The organism is Rothia sp. P7181 (assembly GCF_048513015.1).
Classification (GTDB): domain Bacteria; phylum Actinomycetota; class Actinomycetes; order Actinomycetales; family Micrococcaceae; genus Rothia.
Map to the genome: position 1 here is coordinate 69,849 of NZ_JBLXXZ010000003.1, position 20,104 is coordinate 89,952.

Annotated in this window: 16 protein-coding genes; 12 read left to right on the forward strand and 4 right to left on the reverse strand. The window is 47.4% G+C overall.

Annotation, left to right across the window (positions count from 1 at the left end; all coding sequences use genetic code 11):
* Nucleotides 1-132 precede the first annotated feature (132 nt).
* The 8 genes from ACN08Z_RS02440 (at nucleotide 133) to nrdR (ending at nucleotide 9,551) form a co-directional block, all read left to right on the forward strand.
* Nucleotides 133-834, forward strand: a complete 702-nt coding sequence (locus tag ACN08Z_RS02440) for a cell division protein SepF (protein ID WP_419103016.1) — start codon at nucleotides 133-135, stop codon at nucleotides 832-834.
* Between the two features lie 5 nt (nucleotides 835-839).
* The gene (locus ACN08Z_RS02445) at nucleotides 840-1,142 is read left to right on the forward strand and encodes a YggT family protein (RefSeq protein ID WP_419103017.1); all 303 of its coding nucleotides are present in this window, start codon (nucleotides 840-842) and stop codon (nucleotides 1,140-1,142) included.
* A 350-nt stretch (nucleotides 1,143-1,492) separates the two neighbouring features.
* The gene (locus ACN08Z_RS02450; RefSeq protein WP_419103018.1) at nucleotides 1,493-2,194 is read left to right on the forward strand and encodes a DivIVA domain-containing protein; all 702 of its coding nucleotides are present in this window, start codon (nucleotides 1,493-1,495) and stop codon (nucleotides 2,192-2,194) included.
* Nucleotides 2,195-2,368: 174 nt separating this feature from the next.
* Nucleotides 2,369-2,980: a signal peptidase II gene (gene lspA, locus ACN08Z_RS02455; protein ID WP_419103019.1), complete on the forward strand. Its 612-nt coding sequence runs from the start codon at nucleotides 2,369-2,371 to the stop codon at nucleotides 2,978-2,980.
* On the forward strand, nucleotides 2,977-3,927 hold the full coding sequence (locus ACN08Z_RS02460) for an RluA family pseudouridine synthase (protein WP_419103020.1): 951 nt from the start codon (nucleotides 2,977-2,979) through the stop codon (nucleotides 3,925-3,927). The genes lspA and ACN08Z_RS02460 overlap by 4 nt, the downstream gene beginning before the upstream one ends.
* A 50-nt stretch (nucleotides 3,928-3,977) precedes the next feature.
* The gene (gene dnaE, locus ACN08Z_RS02465) at nucleotides 3,978-7,520 is read left to right on the forward strand and encodes a DNA polymerase III subunit alpha (protein WP_419103021.1); all 3,543 of its coding nucleotides are present in this window, start codon (nucleotides 3,978-3,980) and stop codon (nucleotides 7,518-7,520) included.
* A gap of 58 nt (nucleotides 7,521-7,578) precedes the next feature.
* Entirely contained in the window at nucleotides 7,579-8,961 is a 1,383-nt protein-coding gene (gene hisD / locus ACN08Z_RS02470) for a histidinol dehydrogenase (RefSeq protein ID WP_419103022.1), read from the forward strand.
* Complete coding sequence (nrdR, locus tag ACN08Z_RS02475; RefSeq protein ID WP_419103023.1) at nucleotides 8,961-9,551, forward strand: transcriptional regulator NrdR; 591 nt, start codon at nucleotides 8,961-8,963, stop codon at nucleotides 9,549-9,551. The genes hisD and nrdR overlap by 1 nt, the downstream gene beginning before the upstream one ends.
* Before the next feature lie 93 nt (nucleotides 9,552-9,644).
* Here nrdR and ppgK read toward each other — a convergent pair whose 3' ends face one another.
* The gene (gene ppgK, locus ACN08Z_RS02480; protein WP_419103024.1) at nucleotides 9,645-10,490 is read right to left on the reverse strand and encodes a polyphosphate--glucose phosphotransferase; all 846 of its coding nucleotides are present in this window, start codon (nucleotides 10,488-10,490) and stop codon (nucleotides 9,645-9,647) included.
* 29 nt (nucleotides 10,491-10,519) lie between these two features.
* On the reverse strand, nucleotides 10,520-11,431 hold the full coding sequence (map, locus tag ACN08Z_RS02485) for a type I methionyl aminopeptidase (protein ID WP_419103025.1): 912 nt from the start codon (nucleotides 11,429-11,431) through the stop codon (nucleotides 10,520-10,522).
* A 244-nt stretch (nucleotides 11,432-11,675) separates the two neighbouring features.
* Here map and ACN08Z_RS02490 point away from each other — a divergent pair, with 244 nt between their 5' ends.
* The 4 genes from ACN08Z_RS02490 (at nucleotide 11,676) to ACN08Z_RS02505 (ending at nucleotide 17,674) form a co-directional block, all read left to right on the forward strand.
* The gene (locus ACN08Z_RS02490; RefSeq protein ID WP_419103026.1) at nucleotides 11,676-11,873 is read left to right on the forward strand and encodes an SPOR domain-containing protein; all 198 of its coding nucleotides are present in this window, start codon (nucleotides 11,676-11,678) and stop codon (nucleotides 11,871-11,873) included.
* Between the two features lie 86 nt (nucleotides 11,874-11,959).
* A complete protein-coding gene (panB, locus tag ACN08Z_RS02495; protein ID WP_419103027.1) occupies nucleotides 11,960-12,877 on the forward strand; it encodes a 3-methyl-2-oxobutanoate hydroxymethyltransferase in 918 nt (305 codons plus the stop codon).
* Nucleotides 12,878-13,050: 173 nt separating this feature from the next.
* Nucleotides 13,051-14,391 carry a type I glutamate--ammonia ligase gene (glnA, locus tag ACN08Z_RS02500; RefSeq protein ID WP_419103028.1) on the forward strand — a complete coding sequence of 447 codons (1,341 nt, stop codon included), beginning with the start codon at nucleotides 13,051-13,053 and terminating at the stop codon, nucleotides 14,389-14,391.
* Nucleotides 14,392-14,512: 121 nt separating this feature from the next.
* Nucleotides 14,513-17,674 carry a bifunctional [glutamine synthetase] adenylyltransferase/[glutamine synthetase]-adenylyl-L-tyrosine phosphorylase gene (locus tag ACN08Z_RS02505; RefSeq protein WP_419103029.1) on the forward strand — a complete coding sequence of 1,054 codons (3,162 nt, stop codon included), beginning with the start codon at nucleotides 14,513-14,515 and terminating at the stop codon, nucleotides 17,672-17,674.
* Nucleotides 17,675-17,686: 12 nt separating this feature from the next.
* Here ACN08Z_RS02505 and budA read toward each other — a convergent pair whose 3' ends face one another.
* The gene (budA, locus tag ACN08Z_RS02510) at nucleotides 17,687-18,445 is read right to left on the reverse strand and encodes an acetolactate decarboxylase (RefSeq protein WP_419103030.1); all 759 of its coding nucleotides are present in this window, start codon (nucleotides 18,443-18,445) and stop codon (nucleotides 17,687-17,689) included.
* Between the two features lie 161 nt (nucleotides 18,446-18,606).
* Nucleotides 18,607-20,031, reverse strand: a complete 1,425-nt coding sequence (glnA, locus tag ACN08Z_RS02515) for a type I glutamate--ammonia ligase (protein WP_419103031.1) — start codon at nucleotides 20,029-20,031, stop codon at nucleotides 18,607-18,609.
* Nucleotides 20,032-20,104: the final 73 nt, after the last annotated feature.

Consider the following 20,104-nt stretch of genomic DNA (forward strand, 5'->3'; position numbering starts at 1 on the left):
TCTTTTTCTTTCTTAGGCGCGTTTTCCTACCCTAAAGAACTCTAGAATTGATACTGTGAAACATTGAAGAAGCAACTATGCCGGATTTTGAGTCTTTATTTAAAACCGGTGATGTTATAGATGGAGTGAAAAATGGCAGGGCGTACATTTCATCAGGCGATGTCATTCCTTGGTTTAGGGGAACAGGCAGAACCTGCGCGAGATCGCGTACAAGATCGTTACGATGATTTTGACGATTATGCAGAAGAGTATGACGATGACTACCGTCAGAACCGTGATGTTCTTTATAATTTCCCTGATGATGAGTACGACCAGTATCCTGTAGAAGAGGATGCGTCTAGAGTCATGTCTCATGATTTGGTATCTGACCAGCGAGAAGACCCATATCTTGTTGATGAAGAGAAAGCTGAACAAAAGTACGAACCAACGTACAATATGACACCTTCAGAACAAAAAACTGAAAAATCTTTTGTATCCTCAAACGCTGTGGGCCGTACTCCTCAGCGTACTCAACCTAATGACGAAAGCGAAGAAGAATTGCGCCTCATCACCACCGTTCACCCCCGCTCCTATAACGACGCTAAGACCATTGGCGAAACCTATCGTAGTAACATCCCCGTTATCATGAATGTTACTGAGATGACAGAATCTGATGCGAAACGCCTCATCGATTTTTGTGCAGGTCTAACTTTTGCTTTAGAAGGTAGCCTAGAACGGGTGACCGAAAAAGTATTTCTTCTGACTCCGTCAAATGTTGAAGTTGCCGGTTCCAAAGCTACTGAAGTTCCTGTGGCGATTGATAGCGAATCTCTCGACTTCTTTACTCAAGGCTAAAACACATGGTTGGTTACCTTTTAGCTTTACTGAGCATCCTTGTCTTCATCCTGTACTTTGCATTGCTTTTACGTTTGGTGTTTGACTGGGTGCAGATGTTTTCACGTTTTTGGAAACCTCAAGGCGTGTTCCTTATCGTAGCTTCTGCGGTGTATGCGATAACGGACCCTCCACTGAAGGCTTTGCGTCGGCTTGTTCCTCCGCTACGCGTGGGTGGCATGTCCTTAGATTTGGGATTCTTGATTCTTATCTTTGCGATTATGATTATCAATAACTTCCTTTTCCGATTAATCTTTATGTTTTCTTAAACCAAACTCTTTGCAGATGAGCTGATTGAGGCATAAGAGTAGTAATCTAGTACAAGGAATGTTTTATGGTGGGTAGTTTTCAGCTCGAGATTCTTCTACGTTAATATCGGAGACCAACGACGGTGCAACGCAGATAGAGTGTCGTGTACAAAACAATAGTTCTCATATTTTTTGGGGATAATTGAAGAATTTTCCACGATAAAACGGCAACTTTACGTGAACTCACGTGTATCCTAGTTGCTGAGTTTAAAAAACTAGGAAGAATGTTCAGAGAGTAGCGGTGTTTTAGGGATGATGCACCGCTGCGTCGGGGAGTCCAGCAAAAGCTTGAATTTAGAGGTGAATATTTAGTGGCACTTACACCAGAAGCCGTCATTAACAAACGGTTCCAGGCAACCAAATTTAAAGAGGGGTACAACCCTGAGGAAGTCGACGACTTCCTTGATGAAATTGTTGTTGAATTGCGTCGTCTCAATAGCGAGAATGCAACTCTCAAACGAAACCTTGAAGAAGTCGAGAGTCGTTTGTCTCAGGCTCAAGAGGAACTGGAGCAGGTAGAAGCTCAAAGTGGCTCTGCTGTTGCTTCTGCTGAAGAACAGAACGCCCCTGTTGCTGCTGCAGCAGTTGCAGAACCTCAGCCTGCTGCAAGCACAGACCCCGAAGCTACCGACGCAGCAGAAAATGCTGGTGGTGGTCTCGGCGTGGGTACGAATAGTGCGGCTGGATTGCTTGCTATGGCTCAGAAACTTCACGATGATTACGTCTTCCAAGGTGAGACAGAGCGTGAACGTCTCATTGCTGAAGCACGTGAGGAGTCTGCACGACTGCTAACTTCTGCTCAAGAAGAGCGTTCCAAAGTTCTGGGTGAGCTCGAACAGAATAAAGTTAACCTTGAAGCTACTGTCGAGAAACTGCGCGGATTCGAGAAGAAATACCGTGAAGGTATGCGAAAGTACATCGAAGAGCAACTTCAGGATTTGGAGAGTGCTCCTTCTGTTGAGAGCAAACTTGACTCAACAGTTACTCCTACCGGTAGCTCCTTTATGCGCTAAAATCTTAGATTAGAGCTTTTGACGGGATAGTGGGAAGCATCATCATGATGCCTCACTATCCCGTCCGTTTATATAAAATAGTGATGAGAGCTGACCTTGAACCGGTGATACCGATAAGGATAAGCTCCACACCAACCATTTTGAGAACTTGTAGCAGATGGGAAAGAACACCGGATGTCTGAAGAACACACGCATCATGCGCAGAATTCATACTCGGCTGACTCCAATCCATCTGCGCACACCTTATCTGTCTTCCCCAAACTACTGACAGCATTCCTGACAGTGTTGATTGCTTACGGAGCAGATCAAGGCACTAAATATCTCGTTGAAACCACCATGACGCTGGGGGAAAAGATTCCAGTTATTCCCGGACTCCTTCGTTGGTATTACATTCTTAACTCTGGTGCAGCGTTCTCTCTGGGGACCAGCTACACCCTAGTTTTTACCCTCATCATGGTAGCTGCCGTCCTGATATGCTTATGGTGCCTTGTCCGAGCACGATCAACACTATGGATTTTCTCCTTAGCACTATTGTTAGGTGGCGTATTGGGGAACCTGACCGATAGGCTTCTTCGCCCGCCAGGATTTGGTATTGGACATGTTGTAGATTTTATTTCTATCGGAAACTTTGCCATCTTTAATGTCGCTGATTCGTGCATCTGCATCGCCATGGCACTGATTGTATTTCAGAATTTTCGTTCTGTTCGTCTTGACGGAACGTACGAATATTCTCAGAAGAAGAACCCACATAACACCGATCAGGAAAGTCACGAAACCAACGTATGAGTCAAAGAATTACATACCAGAGTGTTGTTAAAGAGTTTGCCGGTTTACGTCTTGACGCTGCTTTATCTGAAAGTCTTGATGTGGCAAGGACTCTAGCTGCAACTTGGATTAAAAACGGTGATGTTCAGGTGTTTGATGCCTCTGGACGTAGAGTCAAAGTTGCTAAAAGCTATAAGCTTTCGCTGGGGGACCAGATACAGGTCGACGCGCCAGCACCTCGAGATCTAAGCGATATTACCCCACAGCTTGTCGACGGTTTTTCTATTCTTTATGAGGATGAAGATATTGTCGTCATCGATAAACCTGCTGGGGTAGCAGCTCATCCCTCTCCAGGGTGGCACGGGCCTACCGTGCTTAGTGCTTTAATGGGATTAGGCGTGAGCATCTCAACTTCTGGAGCTGCTGAACGACGAGGTATCGTCCATCGTTTAGATGTTGGAACATCTGGTGTTATGGTGGTAGCAAAAAATGAGCATTCATATAGTTTTCTCAAACGTGCCTTCAAAGAACGTACGGTCACAAAGCTCTACCACACCTTAGTTCAAGGCATACCAGATCCATTAGAGGGTACTATTGACGCTCCTATTGGGAGGCATCCTGGCCACGAATGGCGTTTTGCGGTGGTCGAAGGTGGCCGTGACTCTATCACTCACTATCAGGTGCTAGAAGCTTTTGGCCGTGCGAGTTTGGTCAAGGTACATTTAGAGACAGGGCGCACCCACCAGATTCGTGTCCACTTTTCAGCGTTGAATCACCCTTGTTGCGGAGACCTGACCTACGGCGCAGATCCCTCGTTGAGCGCACATCTAGGGCTTACTCGCCAATGGCTACATGCCCATATCCTTGAGTTTGAGCATCCGGTCAGCGGCAAGAACATGAGATTCACCAGCGAATACCCTCAAGACCTTGAGTATGCTTTAGAGTCGTTAAGAGAAGGAACGTTCTAGGACTACTCCAAGTAGAATAAACCATCGAAGCTAGAGGAAAGAAGAACAACGTGAGCGGTAAAGGTTTTACTCATCTACACGTACACACCGAGTATTCTATGCTCGATGGTGCAGCGCGCCTGACCGAACTCTTTAGCCGTGCTAAAGAACTGAATATGGATGCCATGGCAACAACAGACCACGGCTTCCTCTTTGGGGCTTTTGACTTTTGGCAAAAAGCAAATGATGCCGGCGTTAAACCCATTATTGGTCTTGAAGCGTACGTCACCCCTGGTACTCACCGGACAGACCGTAGCCGTGTACGTTGGGGTGAACCAAATATCTCTGAATACGGTGACGTTTCTGGTGGTGGTGCATATACCCATATGACCTTGTGGGCAGAAACCACTCAAGGTATGCATAATCTCTTTAGAGCGTCCTCTTTGGCATCTCTTGAAGGCCACTTTTATAAGCCTCGTATGGACCGTGAACTTCTGCAAACTTATGGTAAAGGGCTGATTGGGACAACAGGGTGCCCCTCTGGAGAAGTTCAGACCCGCCTACGTCTTGGACAATATCAAGAAGCTCTTCAAGCTGCCTCCGATTTTCGAGATATTCTCGGTGCTGAGAATTACTATTGTGAGCTTATGGATCACGGCATCGGCATCGAAAAAGTTGTTGTTGAAGATTTGATGCGTCTCGCTCGAGATTTAAAGCTTCCACTCGTGGCTACCAACGATTTGCACTACACTCATGAACACGACGCTCAAGCGCACGCGGCGTTGCTCTGCGTACAATCTGGCACCACGCTGCAAGACCCTAAACGTTTTAAGTTCGACGCTTCAAACTTCTACCTTAAATCTCCAGAAGAAATGCGAGAACTCTATCGTGACTTTCCTGAAGCTTGCGATAATACCCTAGAAATTGCTGAACGTTGTAACGTAGAGTTCAACACAAAAGCAAACTATATGCCCGCATTCCCTACTCCCGAGGGAGAGAACGAAGAATCGTGGTTCGTTAAAGAAGTCGAAAAAGGTCTACACTTCCGCTTCCCCAAAGGCGTACCCGATGATGTGCGCCGACAAGCAGAATACGAAGTAGAAGTCATCTCAAAGATGGGGTTCCCGGGCTACTTCTTGGTGGTCGCTGACTTCATTAACTGGGCTAAAAATAATGGTATTCGTGTTGGTCCTGGGCGTGGTTCTGGTGCAGGTTCAATGGTTGCATACGCGATGCGTATTACTGAGCTCAACCCCCTAGAACATGATTTGCTCTTCGAACGTTTCTTGAACCCTGAGCGTGTGAGCATGCCTGACTTCGACGTGGACTTTGACGATCGTCGCCGTTCTGAAGTGATTCACTATGTCACTGAAAAATATGGTGAAGATAAAGTTGCTCAGATTGTTACCTACGGAACGATTAAAGCAAAACAAGCGCTTAAAGATTCTTCTCGCGTGCTGGGTTATCCCTTCTCGATGGGTGACCGCCTAACCAAGTTAATGCCACCAGATGTTCAGGGTAAAGGCATGACATTGAAAGAAATTATTGATGAGAAGTCAGCACGCTATGGCGAAGCCTCTGATATGCGCACTCAACTTCGTGAAGACCCTGAATGTCAGAAAGTCTTTGACACGGCTCTTGGCTTAGAAGGACTCAAACGTCAGTGGGGTGTACACGCTGCAGGTGTTATCATGTCGAGCCATGATTTGCTAGATTTGATTCCTATTATGCGCCGTGAACAGGACGGTCAGATTATCACCCAATTTGATTACCCAACGTGTGAAACTCTTGGGCTCATCAAGATGGACTTCTTGGGTCTGCGTAACCTAACAATCATCTCTGATGCTATTGAAAACATTAAACTAAACCGTGACTTCTTCCTTGACTTGGATGCGTTGTCTCTAGACGATAAAGAATCCTATGAGTTGCTAGCGCGCGGTGAAACATTAGGCGTATTCCAACTTGACGGTGGACCGATGCGTTCTTTGCTGAAAATGATGCAGCCGGATAACTTTGAAGACATTTCCGCGGTTTTAGCTCTGTACCGTCCTGGACCTATGGGTGCAAACTCTCACACAAACTATGCGTTGCGTAAAAACGGACAACAAGAAGTCACACCTATTCACCCAGAGCTAGATGAACCGCTGGCTGATATTCTCAATACCACCTACGGTTTGATCGTGTATCAAGAGCAGGTTATGGCTATTGCACAGAAATTAGCAAACTACACTCTGGGTGAAGCAGACTTATTACGTCGTGCAATGGGTAAGAAGAAAAAAGAAGAACTTGACCGGCAGTATGAGAGCTTCCATCAAGGAATGCTATCGAATGGGTATTCTGAAGAAGCTATTAAAGCGTTGTGGGATGTCCTGCTTCCCTTCTCCGCCTACGCATTTAATAAATCCCACACTGCAGCTTATGGTCTAGTCTCTTATTGGACGGCTTATCTGAAAGCACATTACCCTCAAGAATATATGGCTGCTTTGCTTACCTCCGTAGGCGACGATAAAGATAAACTTGCCTCGTATCTCAACGAATGTCGCCACATGGGCATTACGGTATTGCCTCCAGATGTTAACGAATCCGAGTTGAACTTTACTCCTGTCAATGACGATATCCGCTTTGGAATGGGCGCAATTCGTAACGTTGGTGCCCCCGTAGTTGCTGCACTTGTGAGTGCAAGAACTGAAAACGGACGTTTTGAATCTTTCCAAGATTTTATGAAGAAGGTTCCCCTGACCGTGTGTAATAAACGTACCGTTGATTCCTTGATTAAGGCTGGGGCGTTTGATGAGTTTGGGCAGAGTCGGCGTGCACTATCTTCGATTCATGAAGAAGCTGTAGATTCTGCTGCTTCCGTGAAACGTCGTGAAGCAACCGGACAATTTGACCTTTTCGGTAGCCTAGGACTTGAAGAAGAGGGCTTAGGGAACGAGTCTATTTTGCAGATCCCCGATATTCCTGAATGGGAGAAGCGGGATAAGCTGAACTTTGAACGTGAGATGCTGGGACTCTATATCTCAGACCACCCGCTCAGAGGTTTAGAAGACCAGCTTGATGCTTTATCTAGCTCGTCAATTCTGTCTCTTTTCGATGAAGAATCATCGGTACCAGATGGTTCAATGGTCACTATCGCTGGCATGATAACTTCTGTGACTCGCCGTGTGGCAAAAAAGAGTGGCAAACCGTATGCTCGTGTTGAGTTTGAGGACCGTACCGGTTCTATCGAAGTTATGTTCTTTGGACGCGCTTATGAGCCTATCGCACCTATCTTGACCGATGATCTTATTTGTACGGTTAAAGGTCGTTTGCAACGTCGAGATGATGGCGCTGTCAGTATTAGTGCTCAGGAAATTAAGGTCCTTGAACTTACCCCCGGTGACGCTGTTGGGCCTGTGACCATCTCTCTTCCAGAATATAAAGCAACTGAAGAAGTCTTGTTACAACTTCAACAGATTCTTAAGAATCACCCTGGGGAGGCCGAAGTTCGTATTGCGTTAGGCACTCGCACTGGCAAGACGTTGATGCGTCTTGGTAGCCACTTGCGTGTTACTCCTGATTCGTCTTTCTACGGTGACATAAAAGTTCTTTTAGGGCCAACTTGTTTGGAATAATGGGTGCTGTTTGTGCGCTGTTCTGGTTTTATTGCTCTAACACAGTAGAATGATGCATATGAGCAGACCTGCAGAAGAACAAGAATATTTGCCTCCTAAACTTTCTCTCTTGGACGTACGGGGGAAAGATTATAGTTATACGCAGCTTCGTGCTTTGATGCCTCGTCAAAGTTCAGAGTATGTTGGTAATGCTCAACAAACTGTTGAAGAGATTATTGCAGGGGTTAAAGACAGCGGCGCAGAATACATCCGTGAACTGGCAGAACGTTTTGACGGTGTTTGTCAGAGTTCCCTTCGTGTCCCCGAATCGGCTCTTGAGGATGCCTTAGAACGCTTAGATCCAAAAGTTCGAGTAGCTTTAGAGATTTCTATCGAACGTAACCGCACTTTCGCTCAAGCGCAACGTCCTCAAGACAGAACAATTGAGGTGGCTCCCGGTGCTCAACTCACGAACCGATGGACACCGGTTCGACGTGTAGGTTTATACGTTCCCGGTGGCTTAGCGGTTTATCCATCTTCGGTGATTATGAACGCTGTTCCGGCACAAGCTGCAGGCGTTGAATCTATCGTGTTATGTAGCCCGCCACAAAAAGAATTTGATGGGTTGCCTCACCCCACTATTTTGGCGGCTGCTGCGCTTCTAGGAATTCGTGAAGTTTGGGCTATTGGTGGTGCTCAGGCTCTCGCAGCCATGGCCTACGGCATACAAGATGCTGACGATGAACTCATCAGTGTTGATACTATTACCGGCCCAGGAAATATTTTTGTTGCTTTAGCTAAACGCGCGTTGCAAGGTGTTGTCGGTGTTGATGGTGAAGCAGGTACCACCGAAATTGCTGTGATTGCAGATAATTCTGCTCACGCAGAATATGTAGCTGCAGATTTAATCTCTCAAGCAGAGCATGACCCTAATGCTGGCTCTATTTTGATTACTGACTCGCCAGAATGCGCTGAACGTGTATCTCAAGCTATTGCTCATCAAGCATCGGTAACGAAACACCGAGACCGCGTGAAGACCGCCCTTGAAGGCTCCCAGTCAGGAATTATTCTGACAGATTCTTTAGAACAATCCATACGCGTTGCTGACGCTTATGCTGCTGAACACCTTGAGATTCATACGAAGAATCCTGTAGAGGTTGCTCAACGTGTGCGTAACGCTGGAGCTATTTTTATTGGCCCGTATTCTCCAGTTCCTCTCGGCGATTATGCTGCGGGGTCAAACCACGTGTTACCAACCTCTGGTACAGCTTCTTTCGCATCAGGTCTCAATACCTCAACTTTCATGAAGGTTGTTCAGCTGATTGAATATTCTCAACCTGCGTTAGAAGACATTGGCGACCACATCGTGACCTTGGCACAGGAAGAAGATCTCCCTGCGCATGGTGAAGCTATTAGCATTCGTAGCGCGAGCGATTCTTCTGAATCAGGAGGTAGCCTCTGATGAACTGCCCATACTGCCATAAGGCAGGATCACGCGTGATTGATTCGCGCGTGATTGAAGACGGCAGCGCGATTCGTCGCCGCCGTTTATGCGATAACTGTGAAGACCGTTTCACGACGTATGAAACAACGGGTATATCTGTTGTGAAACGTTCGGGAGTGACAGAGCCTTTTAAACGGGAAAAAATTGTGAATGGCTTACGTAAAGCCTGCCAAGGCAGACCTGTAAGCGAAGACGATTTAGCAAAACTTTCACAAGAAGTTGAAGAAAAAATTCGTTCTTTGGGAGATAACCGCGTAAAAGCTCATACCGTTGGATTAGCTATTCTTGAACCGCTATCACGGCTAGATGCTGTTGCCTATCTTCGTTTTGCGAGTGTATATCAGAACTTCGAGAATCTAGAAGATTTTGAGAAAGCTATCGAAGGGTTACGCGATACATATAAGAAGTATTCTGCTGACCTCTCACTCAATGACGAGACACCTCGAACTCTTGATATTACGGGACATGAAACATCTTCTCACCCTTCAGAAGATATCTTGTATCACCGCGAACAAGACGAGGGACCAGAACAACCAACCCTTTTATAAAGGACATACGACAAAGAACCTTCTGAGGAGGAAAGCGGTCTCCTCAGAAGGTTCTTTATGTGCCCTATTGAATGGGGAAGAAAACGATAGCCTTTAGCTCTCTTGTTCAGCTGCTAGTCTTTGGCGCTCGCCTTCAACAAACCCGAAAGCCCATAGCGCGGCTCCTACAATGCCAGCGTTATTCCGTAATGCGGCCATGACCATCGGGATATCAAGATCATCTTCGAAATATGGCATGAATTTTTCAGGATTTTTAGAGATTCCACCACCGATAATAAACAAGTCAGGGGAGAACAATAAGGTGAGGTGGCTGAAATAACGGTGTAGTCGTTTACCGTATTTCTTCCATGAGAGGTCATCTCGTTCACGTGCTCGCGCAGAGGCACGAGACTCTGCATTTTCTCCGTCTAATTCTAGGTGACCTAACTCCGTGTTAGGGATGAGCTGTCCATTGAGGATAAGGGCAGAGCCGATACCTGTGCCTAAGGTAATAACAGCGATGAGCCCTTGTTTGTCTCGTCCTTGTCCGTAGTATGCTTCTGCTAGTCCGGCCGCATCAGCATCGTTGAGGGCATAAACAGTTCGTCCGCCAAGTGCCTCAGACATGAGCTGTTCGATATTAACACCAATCCATGATTTATCTACATTAGCGGCTGACAGCGCAATACCGTTTTTGACGATAGCTGGAAAATCAACGCCGATAGGAGCATCTTTAGCCGGCGCTACAGGACGTGACTGAAGTTCTTGAACAATCTCAGCAACAACTTCTGCACAAGCTGCTGGCGTTGCTGGAGACGGCGTGGGGATACGGAATCGATCTGAAACAAGCTCGCCGGTACGAACGTTGACGATACCGCCCTTGATACCGGTTCCACCAATATCAATACCAATGGTGAGATCTTCACATGATACGTGTGTTGTGGTGTTCTCTGAAGTCATAGATTCTCCTAATAGAGGTTGAGGGGGGGCTAAAGAGAAGGAAGGGTAAGAATATCTGCACCGTCTTCGGTTACTACGAGAGTATGCTCAAATTGTGCAGAGCGTTGACGGTCTTTTGTGACGACAGTCCAATCATCTTTCCAAAGCTCCCACTCAATTCCACCGAGAGTAAGCATCGGCTCAATAGTGAAAATCATGCCCACTTCCATGACCGTGTTATACGCTGGTGCAGCATCGTAGTGAGGGATGATGAGCCCTGAATGAAATTCTCGCCCTACACCGTGTCCGGTGAAATCTCGAACGACTCCATACCCAAAACGTGCGGCATATTTTTCAATAACGCGACCAATAACATTAATTTCTCGTCCCGGTTTGACGGCCTTGATGGCACGGTCGAGAGATTCTTTAGTTCGTTCAACAAGAAGGCGTGATTGCTCATCAACATCACCGATGAGTAATGTCACATTAGTGTCTCCATGTACCCCATTTTTATAGGCTGTGACATCAAGATTGAGAATATCTCCATCTTCTAAAACAGTGCTATCTGGAATTCCATGGCAAATCACTTCATTGAGTGACGTACACACCGACTTCGGATACCCTCGGTATTCTACGGTTGAGGGGTACGCTCCATGATCACAAATGTATTCGTGAACAATGACATCGAGAGCGTCGGTGGTTACACCAGGGACAGCAGCTTTTGCTGCTTCAGCAATAGCATTTGCGGCAATAGTGCCAGACTCACGTACTAATTCAATCTCTTCAGGCGTATACATATTAGAGTCGTAGCCTTCACGAGCTTCGGCCTTTCCCACATACTCGGGGCGTTCAATATGAGACGGGACAGCCCTGATAGGGGTAACTACTCCAGGGGTTAAACAGCCGATAGGTGCTTGTCCTGGCGTTGCAGGAAGATTATGTGAAGTGGAAATTTTAGCCATAGGTTTATCCTAACTCGTCCAAGAGGGTCATTGACCGTTCTGCTCTTCTTTCAAGGAATGGATATTTTGCCGTATCTTGGCAAATAACGGCAGAAAATATTACTCATGCCAAAAAATAGAGAATCTATAAGGCATCTTAGAGAACAGTTCTAGGGTAGGCTGTGAGATATACCTCCAGCAGGTGGAGAAGAACACTTTGACGTCATAGAAATGTCTAGGGGCATGAGTTATAAGGAGAGACCTCATGAGTCGAGATTACTTACCCGGACCAGAAGAAAATGAGTACTGGTATAACTTGAGAACACAACAAGTACAACAAGGAAACCTCGGTTTAGGCACCGATTTGTGGGGACCTTACCCAAGTTATGAGGAAGCCTTACATGCTATGGAAAAAGCAAAACAACGTAACGAAGAATGGGACGAAAACAACGATTCTTGGTAGTACCCTCCAGCTTGAACTTAAAGTGTGAAAGGTATTCTGAGATTCTGCTGAGGTAAATACTCGATGATAGCGGTAGACTTTTATCTATGAGTTCTACACCTGCTTCTGAAGAAAACGCGCCCTATAACGCTCAAGAAACCACAACGCTTTCCCCTCGAGAAGAACCAACATCTCACACACCAAGCGTCTTCGATAACGTACGAAAAATTCGTACCGTCCACTTAAATGCGGCGAAAGCAGCTGGCGAAAAATTCGCGATGCTCACGTGCTACGATTACCTGACAGCACAAATTTTTGACGCCGCAGGAATCGAATTGCTCCTTGTCGGAGATTCAGCTTCAAATAATGTCCTCGGATATGAATCTACCTTAGCTATCACTGTTGATGAGATGATTCCACTTGTTGCTGCTGTATCTCGTGGCGCACAGCGCTCAATGGTTGTTGCAGACCTACCCTTCGGCTCATATCAGGCTTCCCCCGCTCAAGCAGTTGAGACTGCTAGCAGATTCATGAAAGAAGGCGGTGCACACGCCATCAAAATGGAAGCAAGCTCCGCATACGCCGAACACGTGAAAGCAATAACACAAGCGGGTATCCCCGTGATGGCACATATTGGGTTCACCCCACAATCCGAGCACGCACTTGGCGGTTTCAGAATCCAAGGGCGTGGCGATAGTCGAGAAAAAATTCTTCACGACGCACTCACCCTCACCGAAGCAGGAGCATTCTGCCTCCTCATGGAAATGGTGACAGAAGACGTTGCAGAAGCCGTCAACAAAGCAGTAGGAGACACCCCCACCATCGGTATCGGTGCAGGATCCTCAACGACAGGGCAAGTCCTCGTCTGGCAAGACGCATTTGGCCTACGCCAAGGAAAAATGGCGCGCTTTGTCAAACAATACGCACATATCGCTGAAGAACTAACTGACGCAGCAAAAACCTATCGACAAGAAGTTCGTGACGGCACATACCCCGGACCCGAACACATCTTCAAAAACTCATAACAAGAGGCGGAGTGTGAAGAAAGCATCACACCACCACCCACACCAAACGAAAGAACTCTACTCATTCTCTGACATGACACCTCTCAAAGGCAGAGAAAAAATGAGAGAGCTTATACAGTGTAGACAGAAACCCCATACAGTCACCGACGACTGAAAACAACACGAGGAGTACCATGGACCGCCAACAAGAATTTGTTTTGCGAACTATCGAAGAACGCGATGTGCGATTTGTCCGAATGTGGTTTACCGACGTCGTCGGCACACTCAAATCAGTTGCACTCGCCCCCGCAGAAGTCGAAAGTGCCTTCGCTGAAGGACTCGGGTTTGACGGCTCATCTATCGAAGGGCTATCCCGTATCTACGAATCAGATATGCTCTTACAACCTGACCCCGCAACATTCCAAATTCTTCCATGGCGTGGCGACGAAGAACCCACCTCCCGCATGTTCTGCGACCTGCTAACACCTGATGGGAAACCCAGCGCTGCAGACACCCGAGGCGTCCTCAAACGTACCCTCGAAAAAGCTGCAAGTATGGGTTTTACCTGCTACACCTCACCAGAAATTGAGTTCTACCTCCTCAAATCTAAAGAACTAGGCCCCAACGGATTCCCCATACCAGTAGACTCCGAATCCTATTTCGATCACACACCCGGAGGAGTCGTCCAAGACTTTCGTCGCAGAGCCGTGACCATGCTAGAAGAAGTCGGAATCTCCGTCGAGTTCTCTCACCACGAAGCTGGCCCCGGACAAAACGAAATCGACCTCCGTCATGCAGATGCACTACAAACTGCAGATAATATTATGAGTTTCCGCACCGTCATCAAAGAAGTTGCACTCTCCCAAAATATCTACGCAACATTTATGCCTAAACCCTTCACCGAACACCCCGGTTCTGGCATGCACACACACTTCTCACTCTTTGAAGGCGACACCAACGCCTTCTTCGAAGCCGGCGCAGAATACCAACTTTCACGTACTGCACGGCACTTTATTGCCGGTATCCTCAAACACGCACCAGAATTTACCTCTGTCACAAACCAATTCGTGAACTCTTATAAACGGCTTTGGGGCGGGGGAGAAGCACCCAGCTACGTATCGTGGGGACACAACAACCGCTCTGCACTCGTGCGTGTGCCACTCTATAAACCTAATAAAATGCAATCAGCGCGCATTGAATACCGTGGTATTGACTCCGCCGTCAACCCCTACCTTGCGTATGCTGTTATCCTCGGTGCCGGACTCAAAGGTATTGAAGGCGAATACGAACTTGGGCCAGCGGTAGTAGAAGACCTCCAAGCCATGAGCTCTGCAGAGCGCCGTGCAATGGGATACCACGCATTACCGTTCTCCCTACACGACGCCATCCATAAAACAGAAGAATCTGAATTTATGGCAGAAATACTGGGAGAACAGGTCTTTGAACAATTCCTACGGAACAAACGCACCGACTGGGAAGCATACCGTGCTGAGGTAACCCCATACGAACTTAAAAATAATCTAGGAATCCTCTAAAAAATAGGGTAGAGCTAGCATCACCAGAAAACCACTCTCATGCTAGCTTTACCCTATTTTTCTCGCACTATCAGCAGTACCGGCATCCTCCTTTTAACAACGGGCAGGGAAAGGACACACCGTGCCACCGACACAACCGGCAACAGGAACACTGAGCATCGAAGAACTCGAACGCCGCGCACAACTAAGCCAAATGGTCGCCATCGGATTCTTTGACGCACAAAAAAGTCTGCGTTGGCTTGACGCCCCCGAACTCAAAAACATTCACCGAGAAAAACTTTTTGAAGGACTACGCTACAGCCCCTCACCAGATAGTGCACTCATAAGCCTCGTACGCCTACTCGAAAAAGCGCCACAACTAGAAAAAACCCTCAACGCAGAACAAACTCCTCTCGCAATATATCGACTCCTTGGAGCCTCCGAAGCACTTGGCGATTTTCTACTCCGACACCCAGAACATCTTGACGTCTTAACCTCCCCTCAAGAACACCTATTAGAAGAACCCTGCCCACCCACACTATTACCAGAGAAAGACCACGAACACCTCTGCCCACAAGCACCCCTAGACACCCAATACCGCTGTTCTATCCTCAACGCCCTCGGCGCCAACCCCGAAGACGAAAACCCCACCGCAGAAAACTACGACAAAAACGCGTACATTACGCTTCGCACACTCTACCGGCGATACCTCTGCGAAATTGCTATCTGCGACCTCACCGCAGAAAACCCCCAAAAAATTATGCCTCTGGTAAGCCGAAAACTCGCCGACCTTGCATCTGCCGCCCTCGACGGAGCACTCGCTATTGCCCGCGCAGAAGCCAACAACAAATGGGGCACACACAACACACAACAAATACAACTAGCCATCATCGGTATGGGAAAATGCGGCGCCCGCGAACTCAACTACATCTCTGACGTTGACGTCATGTACGTTGTCGACACCAAAACCCCACCAGCGCCTGAGACAAAACTTACCGAAGAACACACCTCACGAATCGCCTCAGAAATGGTTCAAACCATCTCAAAAGTTATTATGTCCCCAGCAAGCGAACCTGCCCTCTGGGAACTTGATCCAAACCTCAGACCTGAAGGAAAAGACGGAGCACTCGTCAGAACCATCAACTCCTATACCTCCTATTACCAACGATGGGCAGAAAACTGGGAATTTCAAGCACTCCTTAAAGCACGCCCCATAGCAGGCAACGCAGACCTCGGCTACCGATGGATGCAAAAAATTACCGGATTCATCTGGGAATCCTCAAATAGAGAAGGTTTCGTCTCCTCCGTACAAAAAATGCGCGCTCGCGTGACCGAAAATATTCCTGCACAGCATCGGGAACGCCAACTTAAACTTGGGCCTGGCGGGCTACGCGATATTGAATTTACCGTACAACTTTTGCAACTGGTCCACGGGCGTTTTACTCCCTCCGTGAGAACTCAAGCCACCACAGATTCTTTACAAGCATTAAGCAAAGCAAGCTTTATCGGGCGTGCTGACGCACAGAGTTTTGAAGAACATTATCAGAAGATTCGTCTGATGGAACACCGTCTGCAACTACGATACATGCGACGGACACACCTCATGCCTGAGAAAGATGAAGATATTCGGGTGCTGGCACGAGCTATCACTTCTCCTGAACATATCGGTGAGCAGACAGCACAAGGACTCATCAAAGACTGGACAAAAACTAAGCGTGCCATTCGTTCTTTGCATGAGCGTCTTTTCTTTCGCCCTCTTCTGGCGGCTGTCTCGCATTTATCTCAAAGTGAAGTCGCCTTAACCCCGGAAGAAGCGCAGGCTCGTCTTGGAGCTTTAGGCTATAAAGATACACGAACAGCGATGCGACATATCCAGGCGCTCACCCAAGGTATTAAACGTAGCGCTGAGATACAACGTACGTTGATGCCAGTGCTTTTAGGATGGTTCGCGCAAGGTGTAGACCCTGACGCCGGATTATTAGGTTTCCGTCGATTATCAGAGTCTTTGGGCACAACACCTTGGTATCTGAGGATGCTCAGAGATTCTCCGGCGGCAGCTGAACGAGTCTGCCAGATTCTCTCGAGTTCACGTTTCATTGCGGATCTTCTAGAGGATGCACCAGAATCTATCGCGTGGCTAGATCATCAAGAAGATTTACTTCCACGTAGTGTGGAGGCTTTGCAAGAAGTTCTTCACAACAGTTTGATACGACATGAAGACACATCTGACGCAATTCGAAGTGTGCGGATGATTCGTCGCCGTGAAATTCTTCGTATTGCTATGGGCGAAGCCATCAATTTCTTGAACCTCGAACAGACCATGCAAGCGCTAACGACTATTGACCAAGTAACGGTCGAAGCGGCACTGAACATTGTTCTTCGCGAACGTTACACTCATACTCAACAAGAACCGAAAACTCAAGTGTGCATCATTGCGATGGGACGGCATGGCGGCTTTGAGATTGGGTACGGATCAGATGTGGATGTGATGTACGTTCATGAGCCATGTGAGGGGATTGATGAAAATGTTGCTGCCTCTGAAGCAACAGAGATTATTCATCGGATGGTACAGATCCTCAAACAGCCCTGTACTCCACCTCTGCGAGCAGAAAAAATTCTTGATATTGATGCGAACCTTCGTCCTGAAGGAAAATCTGGGCCGATGGTTCGTTCTTTGGAATCGTTTAGAGAATATTACGAACGCTGGGCTGATACATGGGAGTATCAGGCGTTGCTTCGTGCTCGTCCTTTTGCCGGTTCTCAGACACTTGGGCAGAAGTTTATGGAGTTGATTCGTCCGTATCGTTACCCTGCAACACTGACGGTGCAACAAATGATGGATATTCGACGTATCAAAGCCCGTGTTGAGAATGAGAGGATGCCTCAAGGCGCTGATAGAAACCGGCAACTCAAATTAGGCCGTGGTAGTTTATCTGACGTGGAATGGGTTATCCAACTGATACAGCTTTGCTGTGCATCTAAAATACCAGCTCTTCAAGTGACGGGAACTTTGCAAGCTCTGGAACAGGCAAGAATAGCTGGAGTTTTGAAAGACTCCGATGCAAATATTTTGGCTCAAGCCTGGAAACTAGCAACAAAGATTCGAGGATGTCAGGTGCTTCGAACGGGACGGTCTTCTGATGTGTTGACCAGTATGCGCACCGATTTAGAAGCAATCGCACGCTGGTGTGCTTACCCTGCAGGGCATACCCGTGAACTTGAAGAAGACTATTTACGGACGACGCGGCAAGCTCGACAAGTTTTTGAACGCCTTTTCTTCGATACTGATTTTCGCCAGCTCTAGAAGATTCCTCTTTTATGAGCTGTGTTTTTCAGCTTTAGATATTTGCTCTGCGAGGTCTTCTGGAGACAGGTTTGCTTGTGAGAACTCTGGGGTGAGTGGTAACTGTAGTTTGAGAGAGGTTCCCGGGCATATCTCTACGTGGGCTTCTTTGAGCTTAAAATCGACAACGTGCCCGCCTGCCTGATAGCTGTTTTCAATAAAGTGCGCGTGGCACCCAGGGACACCGATACCTTGCTCGTAGATTGGTGTCCTAAAACCAACAATGGTTCCTTCACAATGGTCGAATTGGACAATATCTTCGTTCTCTGTTGCTTCTACCATCTTGGGGTACGGTTTGGACTGTTTAATGACGGTTCTGGTGCGAACCCATTCAAAAGAACCAACAATTTTGATGGCGTACATGTAGTTTTGTGAGACGGTGAAATCATCAAGTACCTGAGTTGCTGAACGTCTAAGAATGTTGTGGGGAAGGTCTCGTTTGATAACGGGGTTGAAATGAGTCACTACCGCAAAAGGTGTCTTTTGGTGCATTTGCGCAGGGCTGATAGAACCGTCGTGACGCATCTGGTAGCACTGCCCATCGAGGATAATCATCTCTCCGTCAAGCCCGTTAAACGTACCGATGCCAAAATCTCCGTGTGTGAGAAGTTCTTCAACTGTCATCTCTCCTTCGTAGACTCCGTCGAGTAATTGTGCCATGAGCCCAGTTTGAAATACTTCGTGAGGGCGCAATAAGGATTGAGGTGTTGTGATGTTCGAGGCGGATTCCATGTGCTGATTTAACTTTCTCAACGGGGGGGGTAGAAATGAGGATATTGTTCTTTTTATTCTAGAGCAACTGAATTATGCGATGAATAGTGCTGTAAAAATACGAGAAAGGTCCTCCTCGAATAAAACGAGGAGGACCTTTCAATACTCATGCAATACGAGTGTTAGACACCGTAGTACATGGCGAATTCAAGTGGGTGAGGAACAAGAGAGAGAGGCTCAAGTTCTTGTGTTCGTTTGTACTCAATCCATGCGTTGATGAGGTCTTCGGTGAAGACGTCACCTTGGAGTAGGAACTCATGGTCTGCTTCAAGAGCTTCAAGTGCTTCAGCAAGACTTGCAGGAGCTTTCTTGATATCTTTAGCTTCTTCTGCAGGTAGCTCGTAGAGGTCTTTATCAACTGGAGCAGGTGGTTCAATACGGTTGCGGATACCGTCTAGACCTGCCATGAGTTGAGCAGCAAAAGCGAAGTATGGGTTACAGGAGGGGTCAGGGGCACGGAACTCGAGACGTTTTGCCTTAGGGTTGGTTCCGGTGATAGGGATACGGATACCGGCAGAACGGTTACCCTGTGAATACACCATGTTAACAGGTGCTTCATAGCCGGGGACTAGACGCTTATAGGAGTTGACGGTGGGGTTCGTGAAAGCAAGGACTGCTGAGGAATGCTCAATCAGACCGCCAATATACCAGCGTGCGGTGTCGGAGAGGTTCGCGTAGCCGCGCTCGTCGTAGAAGAGAGGTTCTCCGTTGTTCCATAGTGACTGGTGGCAGTGCATACCGGAACCGTTATCACCAAAAATTGGTTTAGGCATGAAAGTCACAGACTTACCGTATGCGTCAGCGGTATTTTTGACGACGTATTTGAATTTTAGAAGGTCGTCTGCTGCTTGGGTGAGGGTAGAGAACTTGTAGTTAATCTCTGCCTGTCCGGGTCCGCCTACTTCGTGGTGAGAGCGCTCTACTTCGAGCCCGACTTCGTCGAGTGCTACACAGATAGAGTCTCGAAGGTCTGCTTGTTTATCAACGGGGGATACGGGGAAATATCCACCTTTGGTGGGGGTTTTATTACCGAGGTTTCCGCCTTCTTCAACGCGTCCGGTGTTCCACTGCGCTTCGTCAGAGTCGACAGCGTAGAAGGAGCCTTGAGGCTGGACGTCGTATCGGACGTCTTCAAAGACAAAGAATTCTGCTTCAGATGCGAAGAACGCGGTGTCAGCAATACCTGTAGATTTGAGGTATTCTTCAGCGCGTTCAGCAACACCTCGAGGGTCACGGTGATATGGTTCGCCGGTGCGTGGGTTGACGATGGAGCAGGTGATGACCAGAGTTTTTTCAACGCGGAAAGGATCTACGTAAGCAGAATTGACGTCGGGGATGAGCTGCATATCAGATTCTGCGATACCTTGGAACCCGCGGATAGAAGATCCGTCAAAGAGCTGTCCGTTGACGAAGAAATCGTCATCAATGGATTTAGCAGGAAGGTTGAAGTGCTGTTGCACGCCGGGCATATCACAGAAGCGGATGTCGACAAATACAACTTCTTCATCCTTGATGAAATCTAGAACTTCTTGTGCGCTGGTAAACATGGTCGGTTGTTCTCCTTAGATGAGTTTTGAGGCGACCGTAAAAATTTAGGTAATCCCCTGTGGTTGTTGTTAA